This window comes from Kitasatospora sp. NBC_00240, from assembly GCF_026342405.1.
Classification (GTDB): domain Bacteria; phylum Actinomycetota; class Actinomycetes; order Streptomycetales; family Streptomycetaceae; genus Kitasatospora.
Window position 1 is genome coordinate 8460159 of sequence record NZ_JAPEMU010000001.1, and the last position, 16409, is coordinate 8476567.

The following is a 16409-nucleotide window of genomic DNA, read 5'->3' on the forward strand; positions in this document are numbered from 1 at the left end:
ACGGGGAAGGATGGCTTGACGTGGCCCTGGTGGCTCATGCGGCGGCGACCTCCTGCAGGCAGGGCGGGACTCTGCGATTCACGGTCACCGGGCAGGGCCCGGGCCTGGTCAGCGTCGAGGACGCGGTCGACGGCCGCCCGGTGCACCGCGCCGAGGTGAGCGCCGGGCCCTGGGAGCTGGCCGTCCCGCCGCACTGGCGCAGCTCGCTCTACCGGGCGGTTTTCACGCCGGGTGCCGGGGAGCGGAGCGAGGTCTGGTTCGTGGTCCGCCCGGCCGAACCGGGGGCGCGCTCGCGGATCCTGCTGTCCGTCCCCTTCGCCACCTGGCAGGCGTACAACCGCGCCGGTGTCCCCGGCGAGGGGCTCTACTGGACGGAGGACCCGGACCGCGCCGCCCGGGTCGCCTTCGACCGGCCCGGCGGCGGCCCGCCCCCCGAGCGCTGGGAGGCCGGACTGATGCGCTGGCTCCGCGCGTACGGCCCCGACGTCGAGTACTGCTCCAACCTCGACCTCCACCTCGACCCGCAGGCCCTCCTGCCCTACCAGTTGCTGGTGGTCAACGGGCACGACGAGTACTGGACCTGGGAGATGCGCGACCGGGTCGAGGGCTTCGTCACCGCCGGCGGCAACCTGGCCGTCTTCGGCGCGAACACCGCCTGGTGGCAGATGCGGCTGGAGGACGGCGGCCGCACCATGGTCTGCTACCGGGACGCCGTCGCCGACCCGATGGCGGCCGTTGCGCCGGAGCGGGCCACCGTCGAATGGTCCAGCCACCCGGTCAACCGCCCGGAGAACAGCCTGACCGGACTCAGCTTCCGCCAGGGGGCCGGCTGTTGGGGCCCCGGCATGCCGCAGATGTACCGCGAGGCGTACACCGCGGCGTTCGCCGGACACTGGGTCTTCGAGGGCACCGGGCTGGCCGACGGGGACACCTTCGCCCTCGGCGGCCTCGGCTACGAGACCGACGCCGCCGAACTCGAATTCACCGACGGCGTCCCGGCCGCCACCGGCCGGGACGGCACCCCCGCCTCCTTCACCGTGCTGGCCACCGCCGACCTGCGGCACTGGGAGGCCCACGGACAGGGCGGCTGGGCCGTGATGGGCGTCTTCGACTCCGGCGCCGGCACGGTCTTCAACGCCGGTACGGTCAACTGGGGCGCGGCGCTGGACGATCCGGTGGTCGACCGGATCACCCGCAATGTGCTCACCCGGCTCGCCGCCCCGGCCCGGGCGGGCCGGTGGACCGCGATCGGTGTGGCCACCGGCGCCGCCGCGCTTGCCGGCGCCGGGTCCTGGCTCTTCGCCGTGCAGGCCGACGGCACCCTCGGGGTGCGCCGGGCAGGACCGCAGAACCTGCCGCTGCGCCCGCTCGGGCCGGCCCCCGGCATCGTCGCGCTGGCCGCCCCCCGCGAGGCCGTCACCGGCGGACCGCTCACCCTGTACGCGGCCGACGACACCGGCCGGCTGCTGCTGCGCCCGGCCCGCCCCGAGGCCGCCGACTGGACACCGGCCGGCCGCTGCCCGGCCGGCACCAGGGCGCTCGCCGCCTGCGACGGCCTGCTGTACGCGCTGGACGGCCGGGGCGCACTCTGGTCCGCGCCGCAGGGACTGCCGGCGGGTGCCGCGGCGCGCGACTGGACCTGCCTCGCCCCGCCGTCCGGGCTGCTCGCCCTCACCGCCGCCAACGGCCGGCTCTACGCGGTGGCGGACGACGACGTCCTGCTGCACCGGCGGCCCGGCGCGGCCGAGGGGTGGCAGCGGCTCGGGCCGGCCGGCGGCAGCGTGCTGCTGGCCGGGCAGGCGGGCCGTCTGGTCGGACTCGGCGCGGACGGCGTCCTGCGCACCCGTGGCGTCCTTCCGGTCGGGGGAGTGCGGGTGGCCCCGGCGGCCGGCGCGGCCCGTCCGGCGGTGGTGGTCGGCGCCGCCCTGGACGGGACCAGGACCTGAGGGGCCGGTGCCCGCGGCGCAGGGCCACCGCCGCCCGCGTGGGCACGGGCCGGCCCGCAGCCGCGTGGCACCGGCGGGACGGACACTCGCACACAAGAGGAGCACAGGGGCATGACGGAACGCGCGATCGGGCAGCAGGTCCGCCTGGAGAAGGTGGAGTTCGGCGGGCAGTCGTCCGGCACGGCGCCGCTGACCTGGGGCCAGCGGGCCACCTGGTCCGCGATCGACCGGACCAGGCCGGGGGACTGGTACTTCAACTTCTGCCGGACCATGCTGCTGCCCCGCCGGTACGACCTGCCGCAGGTGCTGGCGGCGATCCGCTTCGTGCTGGAGCGGCACGAGTCGCTGCGGACCAGACTGGTCGCGACCGACGGGGAACCGCGCCAGTCCACCAGTGCCGCCGGGGTGTTGGAGGTCGAGGTGCTGGAGGTCGCGGCCGGCGACCGGGAGGCGGGCGCCCGGGTGGCCGAGCGGTACGCGGCCCGGGGCTTCGACTACGAGCGGGAGTGGCCGGTCCGGATCGCGGTGCTCACCAAGGGCGGGGTGCCCGCCGAACTCGTGCTGGCGTTCTGCCACCTGGCGGCCGACTACGAGGGCACCGGGTTCCTGCTGCGCGACGTACGGGCCGCGCTGGCCGGCCGGACCGCGGGCCTGCCGCCGGCCCCGCGCCCGTCCGAGCTGGCGCTGTATCAGGAGTCGCCAGAGGGGCGGAAGTTCGCCGAGGCGGCGGCCGCCCACTGGGAGCGCTCGTACCGCCGGATCCCGGTCTCGATGTTCACCGAGGGGCACCACGTGCCCGCCGAACCACGTTACCAGCGGATGGAGTTGCTCTCGCCCGCGCTCGCGGTGGCGGTCCCGGCGGTGGCCGCGCGGCTGGCCGTCAGTACCTCGACCGTGCTGCTGGCCGCGGCCGGCGCGGTGCTGCGCGACCGGACCGGGCACGACACCTGCGCGATGCTGGCGATCGCCGGCAACCGGGTCGCGCCTCCGACCAGGGAGATCGTCTCCACCATGTCGCTGGAGGCGCTGGTGGTGCTCCCGCTCGAAGGTGTGACGGGCTTCGAGGAGGCGGTCCGCGTCACCGGGCGGGCGGCGATGGCGGGTTACCGGTTCGGCTCCTACGACGAGCGCGACCGGGACCGGGTGGTGGCCGCCGAGAGCGCGCGGCGGGGCGAGCCGGTGCACCCGTACTGCTGTGTCAACGACCTGCGCGGCGCGGGCCAGGGGGTGGGTGCGGACGGGGTGCCCACGGGCGTTCACCCGGGGGAGCTGCTGGAGCGGACGCGGCTGCTGGAGCTGTCCCCGCTGGAGCAGTTGAGCTGCCGGTTCTGCCTGCATTTCGCTGACGCGCCGGGCGCGTTGTCGATCCGGCTGACCGCGGACACCGGCTACCTCCCGCTGCCCGATCTGGCGCGGTTCCTGCGGGAGGCGGAGCGCCTGTTGGTCGCGGCCTACGACGGTGATGTGCCGCTGGCGGCGCTCGGCGTCGCCGGGCCGGCGAATCCGCAGTAGCTCGCGGGCAGTTCCGGCCCGCGGATCCTTGACCCCCCAGATGGTCTATGCCAATCTCTCTGCAGGTCTGGACCAGTGCTCCTTGTCGAGGCGCCGGGGCCGACCGGGAAGAACAACGGGGAGAGTGGCAAGTTCCATGCACAGAACCAGATCCGGCGACCCCGGGAGCGCCTTGGCGCGGACGTCCGCGGGGACGATGCACGGGTTGCTGGAGGCCAGATCGCAGACCCAGCCCGACCGGGTGGCGATCGCCACCGACGACGGCCGGTCACTGACCTTCGCCGGCTGGCACGAGCGCTCGACCGCCGCCGCCCAGGCCCTGATCGGGCGCGGGATCCGCCCCGGTGACCGGGTCGGGCTGCTCTTCGGACTCCGCAGCTGGCCCGAATTCGCGCTCGGCTACTGCGCGGTGACCAAGGCCGGCGCGGTCGCGGTACCCATCTCCGAGCGCCAGCCGGCCGAGGCCGTCCGCCACCTGCTCGACCACTGCGGGGCGACCGGCCTGATCGCCGCGCCGGAGACCGCCCGGCCCGACGGGCCCTGGTGGACCTGCCACCTCGAAGAGCTGGAGGCCGAGGCCCCCGCCGACCCGACGGAGCTGCCCGAGGTCACCGCCGCCGACCTGGCCCAGGTGCTCTACACCTCCGGAACCACCGGACGGCCCAAGGGCGTCGCCGCCACCCACGGCAACCTCACGTACGGCACCCGGCCCACCGCCCGGCACCGGCCGCTGGCCCACTCCGAGCAGTTCCTGCACTCCTTCGCGGTCGGCACCAACGCCGGGCAGACCATGCTGGTCAACGCCCTCGACGCGCACGCCGGCGCCTTGGTCGCCACCCACTTCACCCCCGGCCGGTTCGCCCGGCTGATCGAACAGCGGGCCGTCGGCAGCGTGTTCGTGGTCCCCGCGATGGCCGCCGAGCTGCTGCACGCCAAGGTGCAGACCCGTTTCGACCTCTCCTGCGTCCGGCTGCTCGGCTCCACCGCCGCCGCACTGCCGCCCAAGGTCGCCACCGGGCTCACCGAGGCCTTCCCCCGGGCCACCGTGGTCAACTACTACACCTCCACCGAGGCGGCGCCGGCCCAGACGGCGATGATCTACGACCCGGCCCGCCCGACCGCGCTCGGCCGCCCGGCCCAGGGCGCCGTGATGGTGGCGGGCCCCGACGGTCGCCCGCTGCCGGCCGGCGAGAGCGGCGACGTCCATCTGCGCTCGCCCGGCGCCCAGCGGCACTACTACCGCGACGCCGAGGCCGGCACCGAGGTCTTCCGCACCGGCTGGGTGCGGATGGGCGACATCGGCTTCCTGGACCAGGACGGCTACCTGCACCTCGTCGACCGCGAGTCCGACGTCATCAAGTCCGGTGCCCACAAGGTCTCCACGCTCCAGGTGGAGGCCGCCGCCCTGGAGCATCCGGCCGTCGCGGAGGTGGCCGTGGTCGGCCTCCCGCACCCGGTGCTGGGGATGAGCGTCGCCGCGGCCGTCGTCCCGGCCGCCGACGTGCCCTTCGACGCCGCCGAACTGCGCGCCTTCCTCGCCGGCCGGCTGGCCGCGCACGAGATCCCGACCCGGATCGCCACTTTCGGCGAACTGCCGCGCAACGAGGGCGGAAAGCCGCTCAAGCGGGCGCTGCGCGACCTGCTGGCCGCACCCGCCTGACCGGCGGCCGGCCCTGCGGGCGGCCGGTCAGGCGGCCCGGGACCCGGGCTTGCGGGCCGGGGAACCCGCCCCTGGCCCCACCCGCCCTGCGTTTTCGACTTCCCGACCGTGGCCGGCACCGCCGAGGCCGTCAAGGAGCAAACATGACCGACAACCGCACCGCCGTGACCGTCCCGGCCGAGCTTCGCGCCGCGCTTGCCGCGCTCACCTCGGAGGCCTGCGACGGTGAGCTGTCCGCCGCCGAGCTGCTGGCCGCCGCAGGCACCCCGTTCGTCCTGCTGGGTGTCGGTTCACTGGCCCAACTTCGGCTGCTGGACGCGGTGGAGAGCGCCTACGGGGTGCTCTTCGACCTCACCGGTCCGGTCGGCTTCCCCGCCGGTCTCGACGCGTTGGCCGAGAACCTGGCCATCGAGCACGGCGTCACCCGGCCTGTGGACGCCGGCTGAACCCGCCCGGTGGCCAGGTCTCGGCCGCGGTTGGCTGTGGCGAGTGCGGTGGGCCCGCGGGTCCGTCCGTCAGTGTCCGACGGTCGACCCGGACACGGGATCCGAGATCGGCACCGCCTGCCCGGCCGAACCGGTCTTGACGAACTGCCAGGTGATTCCGTTGATCACGCCCTGGCCGAGCGGGGCGAACCTGGCGAAGGCGGGCTGGCTGAGGTCGATGTGGGTGGAGTCGCAGGACGGACATTTGTCCCTGACGGGCACCGTGAGGGTCCTGCCGCCGTAGCTCACCTTGACGGAGATCCCCTGGCAGAGCGGGTCGTTGTTGGGGTTGGCGGTGGTCCACCAGGTGTGCGAGACGGCCACCAGCAGCTGGCTGGAGGCGTTGATCTGCGTGCCGCAGGCGCCGTAGCCGCTGTCGGTGTAGTAGGTCGCCTTGCCGGTCATCGGCTTGTTGATCGGTATCGCGGCGCTCGCCGTTCCCGCGCCCAGGGCGATCAGTGCGGCGGTGGCGAGCGGGGCGCCCACCGTGATCCTGAGGTTCCGGGTGACTCGCACGTTTCCTCCGGTTCGTTTCGACGGCATGCCGGGGCGCGGGTCGGCGTCGCAGCTCAAAGATGCTGTGCGGCAGCGGATTTGGTGGAGCACGTCGCCCGCCCTGGTGGGGAACGTATGCCGGGTGGGTGGGCGCGGTCCAGACCTTTGGCGTGTTGTCATGAACACAAGGCGGGATCCTTTACCGACGTGGCCGGAGCGAGGACGATACGCGCGCGCCGGTGGCTTGCCGGACGCGCCGGCCCGCTGTGTCAGTGGCGTCCGCGATGCTGAGGCGTTAACCGTCGACGCAGAAGGGCACCCGATGACGATTCATGTGGCCGGTCGCCGCCGTGGGGCGGCCTCGCTCGCGGCGGACTTCCCCGGCGCGGAGGTCATCGACGTGACCTCGCGGGCCGGTGACCCGTGGGTGCGGCTGAGCCCGTTCCATCCGCACGGCGGTATTCCGGTGCCGTGGACCGAGGGTGTGACCGGGCAGTCAGTGGAGGGGATCTGGCAGGCCCTCAAAGTGTTCGAGGGGCACGACACGGACCGGTCGAAGCTGGCGATCACCTCGATGAAGGGCCTGAAGCGGACGGTGCGCCGGTACGGGCCCGTCCGGGGCCACCGCGCGGGTCTGGACGGTACGCGGCTGCTCGGGTACGAGGAGGCCCGGTGGCGGATCTACCTGCCGTCCTACCGGTGGGTGCTGGAGAACCGGGTGGCGGACCTGGTGGAGCGGATCCGGGCGAAGCCGGAGGTGGTGCTGCTCGACCACACCACCAACGGCGATGTCGCCGATGTCGCGACCCCGCTCTCGCACGCCGCGCTGGTCCGGCTGCACATCGAGGGGCGCTGGCCGTCCGAGGAGTGAATCGCGGCCCGTCGGCCGTCGGCCGTCGGTGCGGGGCGGTGGGGACGGCCCGGGGGTGTGGCCGTTGCGGCCTGCCCCGGGGCCGTCCCGCCGGCGTGCTAGAAGGTGAGGTTCCAGGCGTCGATCTTGCCGGTGTCCTGGCTGGCGATGTCGCGCACGCGCAGCTTCCAGGTGCCGTTGGCGGCCTCGGCGGAGGCGTTCACGGTGTACGTCTTGATGACGTTGTCGGCGCTGTCGCCGTCGGCGATGTCCTCCAGGAGGTAGACCGTGCCGCTGGGGGCGACCAGGGAGACCACCAGGTCACCGCGGTAGGTGTGCTTGATGTCCACGCCGACCTTGAGGGTGGCCGGGGCGTTGCCGCTCACGCCGGTGACGCTGATCGGGCTGTCCACCGTCGCGTTGTCGGGGACGGTCACGTCGGTGAGGTTCTCGAAGTACTTGCCGGCCGGCGGGGTGGCGCCGACCGCCTTCAGCGCGTCGACCTGGCCCTCGCCGAAGAAGGAGTTGACGGCGGCGGTGCCGGTGCAGCGGCTGTCCGAGGGGCAGGCCGTGTCGGTGGCCTGCGAGGCCAGCTTGGCCCGCAGGTCGGCCGGGGTGGCTGCGGGGTCGGCACTCGCCAGCAGCGCGGCGACGCCCGTCACGTGCGGGGAGGCCATCGAGGTGCCGTTCTTGCTCCCGTACTTGCCGCCCGGGAGCGTGGAGTAGACGCCCGAGGAGCCGTCGCCGCCGGGGGCGGCCACGTCGATGACGCCGGTGCCGAAGTTGGAGTACGAGGCCTTGACGTTGCCGCTGCCCATGGCCGCGACGGTCACCACGCCGGGGAGCTCGGTGGGGATGTCGAGGCAGGCGTTGGTGATGGTCCGGGTGGCGGGGGTGGAGTCGTTGGGACTGGCGGTGTCGGTGGTCTTGTGCGCCAGGTCGTAGTCGGAGTTCCCGGCGGCCGCGACCTGCAGCGAGCCCTTGCCCTCCGCGTACGCCTGGGCGCGCCGGACGCCCTCGATGATGGCGGCCTGGTCGATGTTGTCGGGGCAGTTGAACTGCCACGGGTCCGTGTAGTAGCTGTTGTTGGTGACCTTGAAGCCGTGGTCGCCGGCCCAGACGAAGCCGCAGACGGTGTTCTCCGCGAAGAACAGGGTGCTGGTCGGCTCGGCGATCCGGACGGAGGCGATCTTCACGCCGGGGGCGACGCCGACGACGCCCTTGCCGTTCCTGGCGGCGGCGATGGTGCCGGCCACGTGGGTGCCGTGGGTGTCGACGTCACGCCAGGCACCGGTCCGGGTGTCGGCCTTGCCGTAGGCGCAGGACACCGAGTCGGCGGCGTCGAAGTTCGGTGCGAGGTCCTGGTGGAGGTCGTCGACGCCGGTGTCGAGGACGCCGACCTTGACGTTGGGCGAGCCGGTGGTCACGGTCCAGGCCTGGTCGGCCTTGATCTGGGCCATGTCCCAGCGGGTGGTCTCGGTCAGCGTGGTGGCGGTCTGCGCCGGGGTCGCCGGCAGCGCGGGGTTGTACGCGTCGGCCGGTACGTCGGAGGTCCGGGTGGCGCCGACCTGCTGGACCCCGCTGACGGCGCGCATCGCGGCGGGGAAGCCGGCGGCCGCCGAGTGGGCCACGATCACCCCGATCGCGTCGTAACTCGCGAAGACGGTACCGCCGTTCGCCGTCACCGCCGCCTGTGCGGAGGAGGTGGCGCCCGGTGCGGTGATGACCAGGTAGGCGCGGGTGCCGGCGGCCCAGGCCGAGGAGGTCGACGCGGCGGTCGCAGCGGGGGCGGCCGCGCGGGCCGCGGGGGCCGACGACGCGGCCGGGGCCGGGGAGTCGGACATCGGGGTGGCGTAGGCGATCCCGGTGGGGGCGACCAGGGTGACCGTCGCGCCGAGGGCGGCGACGGCCACGGCGGAGCGCCGCAGTCGGCCGGCTATGTGGGGAATCAATGCGTCCTCCGGAAGCCATGCGGCTCGTGGTGCGGTGGCACCGAATGAGCCATGTACATGATGTGATGGACGCAAGATGTCAGATGATCACCCTGGATGGGAAGTCCTGTTGTCCTACCGGGATTCCCTTCGGATGCGACCCGATGGGGCGCCAGGAAGCGGGAGTTGGCGGCGATCGGCGCGGACGGGAGCGGCCCCCTGGTCAGGAAGCCGCGCACGGTTCGTCCAGCTCGTCCGACCCGTCCAGCTCGTCCAGCGTGTCCGACCCGTCCAGCTCGTCCGGTTCACGCGGGAGGGGCGGAAGCCGGCAGGGGCCGGGCCCGGCCCTGGCGCGACTCCAGCACCCGGGCGAGCGCCGAGCGGCCCGCCGGGCCCCAGGTCACCTTGCCGCCGGGGAGGCCCAGGACCCCTGCCCGGCCGACGCCGATGAGGCTCAGGCCCAACAGGATCGCCCACCCCCGAGCGCGCCGGACCATCGCTTCGTCCGCTTCCCCGTCCACGTCCACGTCCGCTTCCCCGACCCCGTCCGTGTTCTCGTGCCCGTCCCTGCCCGCGCACCCGTACGCGTCGAGGAAGTCACGGTCCGCCCCCGAGGGCAGCAACAGCCACGCCGCCGCGAGATCCGTCGCCGGATCACCGGCGCAGAGGTCGCCGAAGTCGAGCACGCCCGCGAGCGTGCCGTCCGCGGTGACGACGTTCGCCGGGTGCAGGTCGCCGTGCAGCCACATCCGCGGGCCCGGCCAGTCGGGGGCCGAGACAGCCTCCTGCCAGATGTCGCGGACTTCGCCCCCGTCAAGGCCTGCGATGCCGTTGAGTGCCTCGAACCGGCGGTCGAACTGGGCGGTGAGGGTACGGAGCGGGATCCCGCGGTTGGGGCTGGCCGGCGCCGCGGCGGGGGCGGGTCGGTGGAGTGCCCTGAGGAAGGCGGCCAGCCGGTGGGCGGCGTGCCGGCCGCGGGTCACCTCGGCGCGGTCGGCCGGTTCGCCTGGGACCCAGGCAGTGATCGTCCACGGCTGCGGGAAGCGTGCGGACGGTGCACCGATCCGGACGGTTGTCGGCACCGGCAGCGGAAGGCGCGGGGCCAGTACGGGCATCCAGCGGAGCTCGTTGCGCAGCAGGGACGCCGCGCGCGCCGTCCGCGGCATCCGCACGGCCAACTCGTCCCCGAGGCGCCACATGTGGTTGTCCCACCCGCCTGCCACCTCGCGCAGGTCGAGTCCGGCCAGGTCCGGGTGCTGCTCGCGGACGAGGGAGCGCACCAGGTCCGCGTCGATCGTGAAGCCGTCCATGCCCTCACCCAACCATCGACGGCACGGCGGGCCAACCCCTTGCGCCGGTCGCTGATCTGACGGAAGGTCAAAAAAGCCGGGATGCCTGTCCCGTCCGGGGGGGGGGGGGCTCCGGAGTGCGGTGTCAGCCCAGCCGCTTGTAGTAGAAGCTGCAGTCCTGGAGGGTGCCGTCCGGGTCGGCCGCGTAGTCCGGGACGATGCCGTACCTGGTCCAGCCGGCGGTCCGGTAGAGATGGTCGGCCGCGCTGCCGGTCTCGGTGTCCAGGAGCAGCAGGGTGGCCCCGGCCCGGACGGCGGCCTCCTCGGCGACGGTGAGCAGTGCCCGGGCCAGTCCCCGGCCGCGGGCGTCGCGGTGGACCATCAGCTTGACGATCTCGCCCCGGTGCCGGCCGTTGGCCTTCTGCTCCAGGGTGAGGCTGACGGTGCCGCTGACGCCGTCCGGGCCGTGGCCGACCCAGACCGTACGGCTGCCGTCCGCGACCGAGGGGAGCTGGGCCTGCCACCACCGTGCGGCGGCGTCGCGGTCGAGCGGGGCGAGGAAGCCGAGCGAGGCGCCGCCGGCCACGGCGTCGATCAGCAGGCCGGCCAGTCCGGGTACGGCGGCCGGGAAGCCGTCGGCGGACAGGCGGGTGATGGTGGGCGCCGGGGTCCCGCCCGAGGTGCGGCCGGCCGCCGGGTGCGGTCCGGCGGCGGGTGGGGTCGGCGCGGGCCCGGGCGTACCGGGCCGCCCGCTCACGGCAGCACCACCAGGACCGCGTAACGGACCGGCCCGGTACCGGGGTTACGGAACCGTGAGCGACCCCAGAGGCGCAGGCGCAGGCAGTCGCCGGCCCGCAGCGGATGTGCCCGGTCGCCTGCGGTGACCTCCAACTCGCCGTCCAGCACCCAGATGTGCTGTTCGAGGCCGGGCACCGGCGGCCCGTCGTAGGAGATGTCCGCGTCGGGCTCGAGGACGCCCTCGACGACCTCGCCGCGCAGGCCCGGGTGCGGCGGGGAGACCGACCGCCGGGTGAAGCCGGAGGCCTCGTCCCGCCATACCGTCTGCCGGTCGGCGGGTACCAGTTGCGGTGGCTCGGACTCGACCTCGGCCAGCAGCTGGGACATGGTCCGCCGGTAGGCCGAGCAGAGTTTCCCGAGCAGTGCGGCGGTCGGGCTGATCTCGGCCCGCTCCAGTCGGGAGAGGGTCGAGCGGCTGATGCCGGTCTGCCGGGCCAGTTCGTCCAGCGACCAGCCCTGTTCGGTCCGCAGGGTGGCCATCCGGGCGGCCAGGCGGGCCTCCAGCAGGTCGGCGTCGTGCTCCCCGGGTGCTTGGCCACTCTCGCTGGTTCTCATGATGGAGACAATATCCCAGATCGGGGACGGGGCTGCCGGTCGGCCGTGGAGCTCCGGAAGGCCGCGACGGCCTGCGAGGGCCCGGTCAGCCGCCGGGCTGCTGCGCCATCGGGAGCTGGAGGGGTGGGCCGAGCAGGTTCAGCAGGGAGCGGTTGTGCTGGAGCAGCCAGGTGAGGTAGGCGGGGTTCACCCGGGCCAGGTCGGTGTAGGCGGCGCGGAGGTCGGTGTGGAGGGCGTCGAGCGCGGCGCCGCTGAGGGCCCGGGGTCTCCAGGCGAGCAGCAGGCGGACGGCGAGGGGGTCGCCGTGGACGGGCCGGACGACGGTGCCCGGGCCTGGGATCGAGGTCGGCTGGCAGGGGCGGACGGCCTCGCCGGAGGCGACCAGTTCCGCTGCTGTGGTGTTGTCGCGGATCTGCAGGACGCGCGGGTCGAGTCCGGCCTCGCTGAAGACGCGGCGCAGCGCGGCGTACTCGTGGTCGGCGGTCGGGTCCACCATCCAGGTGTCGTGGGCCAGGTCGGCGAGCCGCACCACCGGCTGGGCGGCGGCCGGGTGGCGGACCGAGAGGGCGACGAACTGCGGTTCGCGGGCCACCACGACGCGATGCTCGGCGCCGGCGGGAACCGGCAGCGGGAACCCTTCGCTCTCGTGCACGAAGGCGATGTCCAGCTGGTCGGCGGCGACCATCCGCAGCAGGGCGATGGCGGAGATGTCGATGTGGATGGTGGTGTCGGTCTCCGGTAGCCGGTCGTGGACCCGGCGCAGCCAGGCGGCGACGGCCCGGCTCCCGACGCTGCCGATCCGCAGCTGCCGCTTCGCGGTGCTCGAGGACTCCTGGCGGGCGGCGGTGACCAGGGCGGCCAGGTCGGTGATGATCGGGCGGGCCCGGGAGAGCACCGAGTGGCCGAGGGCGGTGGGCTGACTGCCGGTCTGCTCGCGGGTGAACAGCGGCCCGCCGATGGTGCGTTCGATCCTGTGCAACTGGGTGGTGAGGGAGGGCTGGGTCATGCCGAGCTGCTGGGCGGCCTTCCGCACGCTGCCGGTGTCCGCGATCGCGCACAGCACCCGGAGGTGTCTCACGTCGAGCTCCACCGGGGGAGCATATCGGGATGGCAAACGAACGACAAGGACATGTCAAATTGTCGAATACCGGATTCCCGGTCTCGGCACCATGGGCCGGAGCTATCGCCGGTTGGCATCATCCGCTCACCCGTTCTGCTGAACGAAGCTCTGCGCATCAGAAGTTCACCCGCCGCTCCACGGTCACCGATCACCCCCAGAGCCGTGCAGCACGCGAACGGAGTCCCCCACGTGAAGCGCTCCATGATCTCCCTGTCGCTGACCATCGGCCTCGCCCTGGGCACCGGCCTGGCCGCCGTGCCCGCGTCCGCCGCGTCCGCCGACAGTGCTCCCCGCCAGCACTACACCGCGTCCTCCTACGCCGGGACGGCCGAGGAGGAGGCCGGCAACCAGGCCTTCTACGAGGCCGTGATGAAGTCCGCACTCGCCAAGCAGGCGGCGGCGCCCTTCCTGCAGACCGTCACCGTGACCTACGACGCCAGCAGCGCGCCGACGTTCCGCAACCAGATAGCCAGCAGCGCGCAGATCTGGAACGGCTCGGTGCGCAACGTCCAGCTCCGCTCCGGCACCAACGCCGACTTCCGGTACTACGAGGGCAACGACTCGCGCGGCTCCTACGCCAGCACCGACGGTCACGGCCGGGGCTACATCTTCCTGGACTACCGGCAGAACCAGCAGTACAACTCCGTCCGCGTGACGGCGCACGAGACCGGCCACGTGCTCGGCCTGCCGGACCACTACTCGGGCCCGTGCAGCGAGCTGATGTCCGGCGGCGGCCCCGGCACCTCCTGCACCAACGCGTACCCGAACACCACCGAGCGCAACCGCGTCAACTCGCTCTGGGTCAACGGCCTGAGCGCCAACGCCGGGGCCCTCGCCACGGTGCGCTGACCCCGCCCCGCCGGCACCGGAGCGCCTGACGCCGGTCGGTCCGGCCCCGAACGACCGGGGCCGGACCGACCGGCGTCGTGGCTGCCCGGATGATCAGGCCGGGCAGCCCGCGTCGGCGAGGACGAACCAGCCGGGAGCGGTCTGCGCCAGGGTGTGGGTGACGAAGGTGTTCCACAGGCCCAGGTTCTGGTTGGAGCCGTTGGCGTACGCGATGCCGCCGCTCTGGTGTGCCCGCCCGGCCGCCACATGGGCGTAGTTGCTGGCGGTGAAGCACTGGGGCCGGGAGCCGGTGGTGGTGGCCGTCACGGCGGCGGAGCGGGCCCCGGCGTTCCCGGCGGAGTCGACCGCGGCGACCGTGTAGCCGTAGGAGGTGGCGGCGGTCAGCCCGCTGTCGGTGAAGGAGGCCGAGCCGGCGCTGCCGGCCGCGGCGCCGTCGCGGTAGACGGTGTAGGAGGCGGCGCCGGACACGGCCGTCCAGGACAGCGAGACGGTGCTGTCGGTGCTGCCGGTGACGCCCAGGCCGGCCGGCGCGGGCAGCGAACCGGTGCCGCCGCCGGTGGGGGCACCGTCCAGGCCCCAGAACTTGGCCGTCCAGTAGCTGGAGCAGATGGTGGTGAGGAAGTACGCGCCGGTGCTGCCGCACTGGTCGGTGCCGGAGCCGGGGGCGATCGGCAGGCCGTGGCCCATCCCGGCCACCGAGTACAGCTCGACGGCCGGCTTGCCGGCGGTGTCGTTGTAGACGGACAGCGTGGTGCTGCCGGGCAGGGACTGGGTGCTGGAGGCGCTCTGCCCGATGCCCCAGACGTTGGTCCACTGGTCGCGCAGCTCGGTGGCGTTCACGGGGTAGACGGTGTAGTCGGAGGTGCCCTGCCAGATCGCGACCCGCGGCCACGGGCCGGTGTAACCGGGGTTGGCGCTCCGGACCTTGTCGCCCCACTGGGCCGGGGTGAGGTTCTGGTTGTTCTGCTGGCAGCCGGAGGCGGCGGTCAGCGTGGTGGCGCACTGGGCCGGCAGGCCGGAGTCGACGGCGCCGCCGGCGAACACGTCCGGGTACGCCGCGAGCAGGTCGGCGGTCATCCCGCCACCGGCCGACAGCCCGGTCACGAACACCCGGTGGGTGTCCGAACCGTACTGCGCGGTGGCGGTGTTCACCATCTGCACCACCGAGGCGGCCTCGCCCTTGCCCCGGGTGTTCTTCGTGGCGTCGAACCAGCTGAAGCAGGAGGAGCTGTTGTTCGCCGAGTTGGTCTGCGGGAAGACCACCGCGAAGCCCCACAGGTCGGCGTACTTCTGCCAACCCGAGTGCGTGAAGTAGTCGTTGGCGTTCTGCGTGCAACCGTGCAGGGCGACCACCAGCGGTGCGCCGGCGGGCAGGCCGGTCGGCGTGTACGCGTACATCGCCAGATTCCCGGGATTGGTACCGAAGTTGCTGACCTGCTGGAGGGTGCCGGCGGCCGCGGCCGGGCCGGTGGACGCGGTGGTGACCAGCCCGGTGGCGACGAGGCCCAGCACCGCGCCGAAGGTGACGCGGCGCAGGAGTCTGCGCAGGACGGAGGGACGCACGGGTACTCCTTGAGTGGGGTGGGGGAGGCGGCGTCCGCCGCGGTCCGCGGGGACCTCGGCGGTGGGGGCCGCCCACTCGGTTGCTGATGCCGGACGGTACGGCCCGGCGGGACGGGGCCGATACGTGGCAGCCGCACACACCGGCCGTTCGCGGATGGCAGGCGGCGCCATTGCCCGAGCGGCCGGCCGCGCCCGTCCTGCTGGTGTTCTTGGCGCGCCCCTGCCGGCGGTGCCCCGCTGTCCGGTGTCCCTTCGGGGCGCGCGGGCGCACGGCAACGCCGCCCACCGCCCGCCCGGTAGCGGGCAGGCAGCGGGCAGGCGGTGGGCAGGCGGTGGGCAGTTGGAGCCGGCAGCGCGAGGTGGAAGGGGGAGGTGTGAGGTGGGCGGAGCGGGTCGGCGCCGCTACCCGAGCCGGTCCGCCGGCAGGCCCGCGGCCGTCAACAGGTGCCGGGCCACCACCTCGGCGCCGTCCTCCCCGATCAGCAGGGTGTAGTGGTTGGTGCCGGGCACCAACTCGGCCGGCACCCGCTCGCGGTCGAGCCCGGCGGCCTTCAGGCGCTGCTCGTCGTACAGGCCCTGCGGCTCGTCCAGCAGACCCCGCTCGGCCCACAACAGGCGCGCCGGGAGCGGAATCCGATGCACGGCGGCGAGCACCTCCGGGGCGAACAGGCCGACCCCGTCCACCCGGACGGCGTCGATCAGGCAGGAGGAGCGCAGCTCGGGCTCCTCGCCCACCAGGTCCCGCAGGACGTAGGCCTCCACCGAGGGCGACCAGCTCCCGGCGAATGCCGGGTGGGCCTGCCAGAACGCCCGGTAGGCGTCCCGGTCGGGGAAGGTCATGGACAGCCGCCGCATGGCCGGCCCGATGACGGCGGTGATCAGTTCGTCCGGGGTGAGCCCGGTCGGGGCGGGGAACCCCACGCCGCCGTCCACCAGCAGCACCGAGGCGAAGCGCGCCGGGTGCCGGACGGCGGTCAGGGCGGCCACGAAGGCCCCCATCGAGTGGCCGGTGAGGACGGAGTCGCGCAGGTCCAGCGCCTCGGCGAGGGCCGCGACGTCCTCGGCGTGCGCGGGGATCCCGTACGGGCCGGGCAGGGTGGCGCTGGCGGCCCGGCCGCGCAGGTCGGGAGCGACGAGGGCGACCCGGCCGGCCAGCAGTGCGGCGACCCTTCCCCAGGACAGCGCGTTCGCGGTGATGCCGTGCACCGCGAGCACCACCGGGGCGTCGGGGGCGGCGGCCGGCCAGCGCAGCACGGCCAGCCGGCCGCCGGCGACGGGCACCGTCAGTTCCTCCGGCGTGCCCGTCGCGTCGCCAGCGGGCGTCTGGTAGGTCAAGGTGTTCTCCTCAGGTCGGCC

At 73.8% G+C, this 16409-nt stretch carries 14 protein-coding genes; 6 read left to right on the forward strand and 8 right to left on the reverse strand.

Annotated elements, in window-relative coordinates; all coding sequences use genetic code 11:
• Nucleotides 1-20: 20 nt before the first annotated feature.
• The 4 genes from OG689_RS36050 to OG689_RS36065 all read left to right on the forward strand — a co-directional run bounded on the left by OG689_RS36050 (nt 21) and on the right by OG689_RS36065 (nt 5564).
• Nucleotides 21-1946 carry a N,N-dimethylformamidase beta subunit family domain-containing protein gene (locus tag OG689_RS36050; RefSeq protein WP_266325433.1) on the forward strand — a complete coding sequence of 642 codons (1926 nt, stop codon included), beginning with the start codon at nt 21-23 and terminating at the stop codon, nt 1944-1946.
• A 111-nt stretch (nt 1947-2057) separates the two neighbouring features.
• Nucleotides 2058-3458 carry a condensation domain-containing protein gene (locus OG689_RS36055; protein WP_266325435.1) on the forward strand — a complete coding sequence of 467 codons (1401 nt, stop codon included), beginning with the start codon at nt 2058-2060 and terminating at the stop codon, nt 3456-3458.
• 136 nt (nt 3459-3594) lie between these two features.
• Entirely contained in the window at nt 3595-5118 is a 1524-nt protein-coding gene (locus OG689_RS36060; RefSeq protein ID WP_266325437.1) for a class I adenylate-forming enzyme family protein, read from the forward strand.
• Between the two features lie 143 nt (nt 5119-5261).
• Complete coding sequence (locus tag OG689_RS36065) at nt 5262-5564, forward strand: acyl carrier protein (RefSeq protein WP_266325439.1); 303 nt, start codon at nt 5262-5264, stop codon at nt 5562-5564.
• 69 nt (nt 5565-5633) lie between these two features.
• Here OG689_RS36065 and OG689_RS36070 read toward each other — a convergent pair whose 3' ends face one another.
• Nucleotides 5634-6119, reverse strand: a complete 486-nt coding sequence (locus OG689_RS36070) for a cysteine/serine endopeptidase inhibitor (RefSeq protein WP_266325441.1) — start codon at nt 6117-6119, stop codon at nt 5634-5636.
• Between the two features lie 301 nt (nt 6120-6420).
• Here OG689_RS36070 and OG689_RS36075 point away from each other — a divergent pair, with 301 nt between their 5' ends.
• Complete coding sequence (locus OG689_RS36075; protein ID WP_266325443.1) at nt 6421-6969, forward strand: hypothetical protein; 549 nt, start codon at nt 6421-6423, stop codon at nt 6967-6969.
• Between the two features lie 98 nt (nt 6970-7067).
• Here the strand turns inward: OG689_RS36075 and OG689_RS36080 are convergent, their stop codons facing one another.
• The 5 genes from OG689_RS36080 to OG689_RS36100 all read right to left on the reverse strand — a co-directional run bounded on the left by OG689_RS36080 (nt 7068) and on the right by OG689_RS36100 (nt 12611).
• A complete protein-coding gene (locus OG689_RS36080; protein WP_266327685.1) occupies nt 7068-8861 on the reverse strand; it encodes a S8 family serine peptidase in 1794 nt (597 codons plus the stop codon).
• Between the two features lie 323 nt (nt 8862-9184).
• The gene (locus OG689_RS36085) at nt 9185-10189 is read right to left on the reverse strand and encodes an aminoglycoside phosphotransferase family protein (RefSeq protein WP_266325445.1); all 1005 of its coding nucleotides are present in this window, start codon (nt 10187-10189) and stop codon (nt 9185-9187) included.
• A gap of 124 nt (nt 10190-10313) precedes the next feature.
• Nucleotides 10314-10823 (reverse strand): GNAT family N-acetyltransferase, encoded by a 510-nt coding sequence (locus OG689_RS36090; protein WP_266327687.1) that lies wholly within the window; start codon nt 10821-10823, stop codon nt 10314-10316.
• Nucleotides 10824-10921: 98 nt separating this feature from the next.
• On the reverse strand, nt 10922-11521 hold the full coding sequence (locus OG689_RS36095; protein ID WP_266325447.1) for an XRE family transcriptional regulator: 600 nt from the start codon (nt 11519-11521) through the stop codon (nt 10922-10924).
• A gap of 85 nt (nt 11522-11606) precedes the next feature.
• Nucleotides 11607-12611, reverse strand: coding sequence for a LysR family transcriptional regulator (locus OG689_RS36100; RefSeq protein ID WP_266325449.1), 1005 nt, complete (start codon nt 12609-12611; stop codon nt 11607-11609).
• A gap of 231 nt (nt 12612-12842) precedes the next feature.
• Here OG689_RS36100 and snpA point away from each other — a divergent pair, with 231 nt between their 5' ends.
• The gene (gene snpA / locus OG689_RS36105; RefSeq protein WP_266327689.1) at nt 12843-13490 is read left to right on the forward strand and encodes a snapalysin; all 648 of its coding nucleotides are present in this window, start codon (nt 12843-12845) and stop codon (nt 13488-13490) included.
• Nucleotides 13491-13583: 93 nt separating this feature from the next.
• Here the strand turns inward: snpA and OG689_RS36110 are convergent, their stop codons facing one another.
• Both OG689_RS36110 and OG689_RS36115 read right to left on the reverse strand, forming a co-directional pair.
• Nucleotides 13584-15053, reverse strand: coding sequence for a PHB depolymerase family esterase (locus OG689_RS36110; protein WP_266325451.1), 1470 nt, complete (start codon nt 15051-15053; stop codon nt 13584-13586).
• Between the two features lie 402 nt (nt 15054-15455).
• The gene (locus tag OG689_RS36115; protein WP_266325453.1) at nt 15456-16388 is read right to left on the reverse strand and encodes an alpha/beta fold hydrolase; all 933 of its coding nucleotides are present in this window, start codon (nt 16386-16388) and stop codon (nt 15456-15458) included.
• Between the last annotated feature and the right edge of the window lie 21 nt (nt 16389-16409).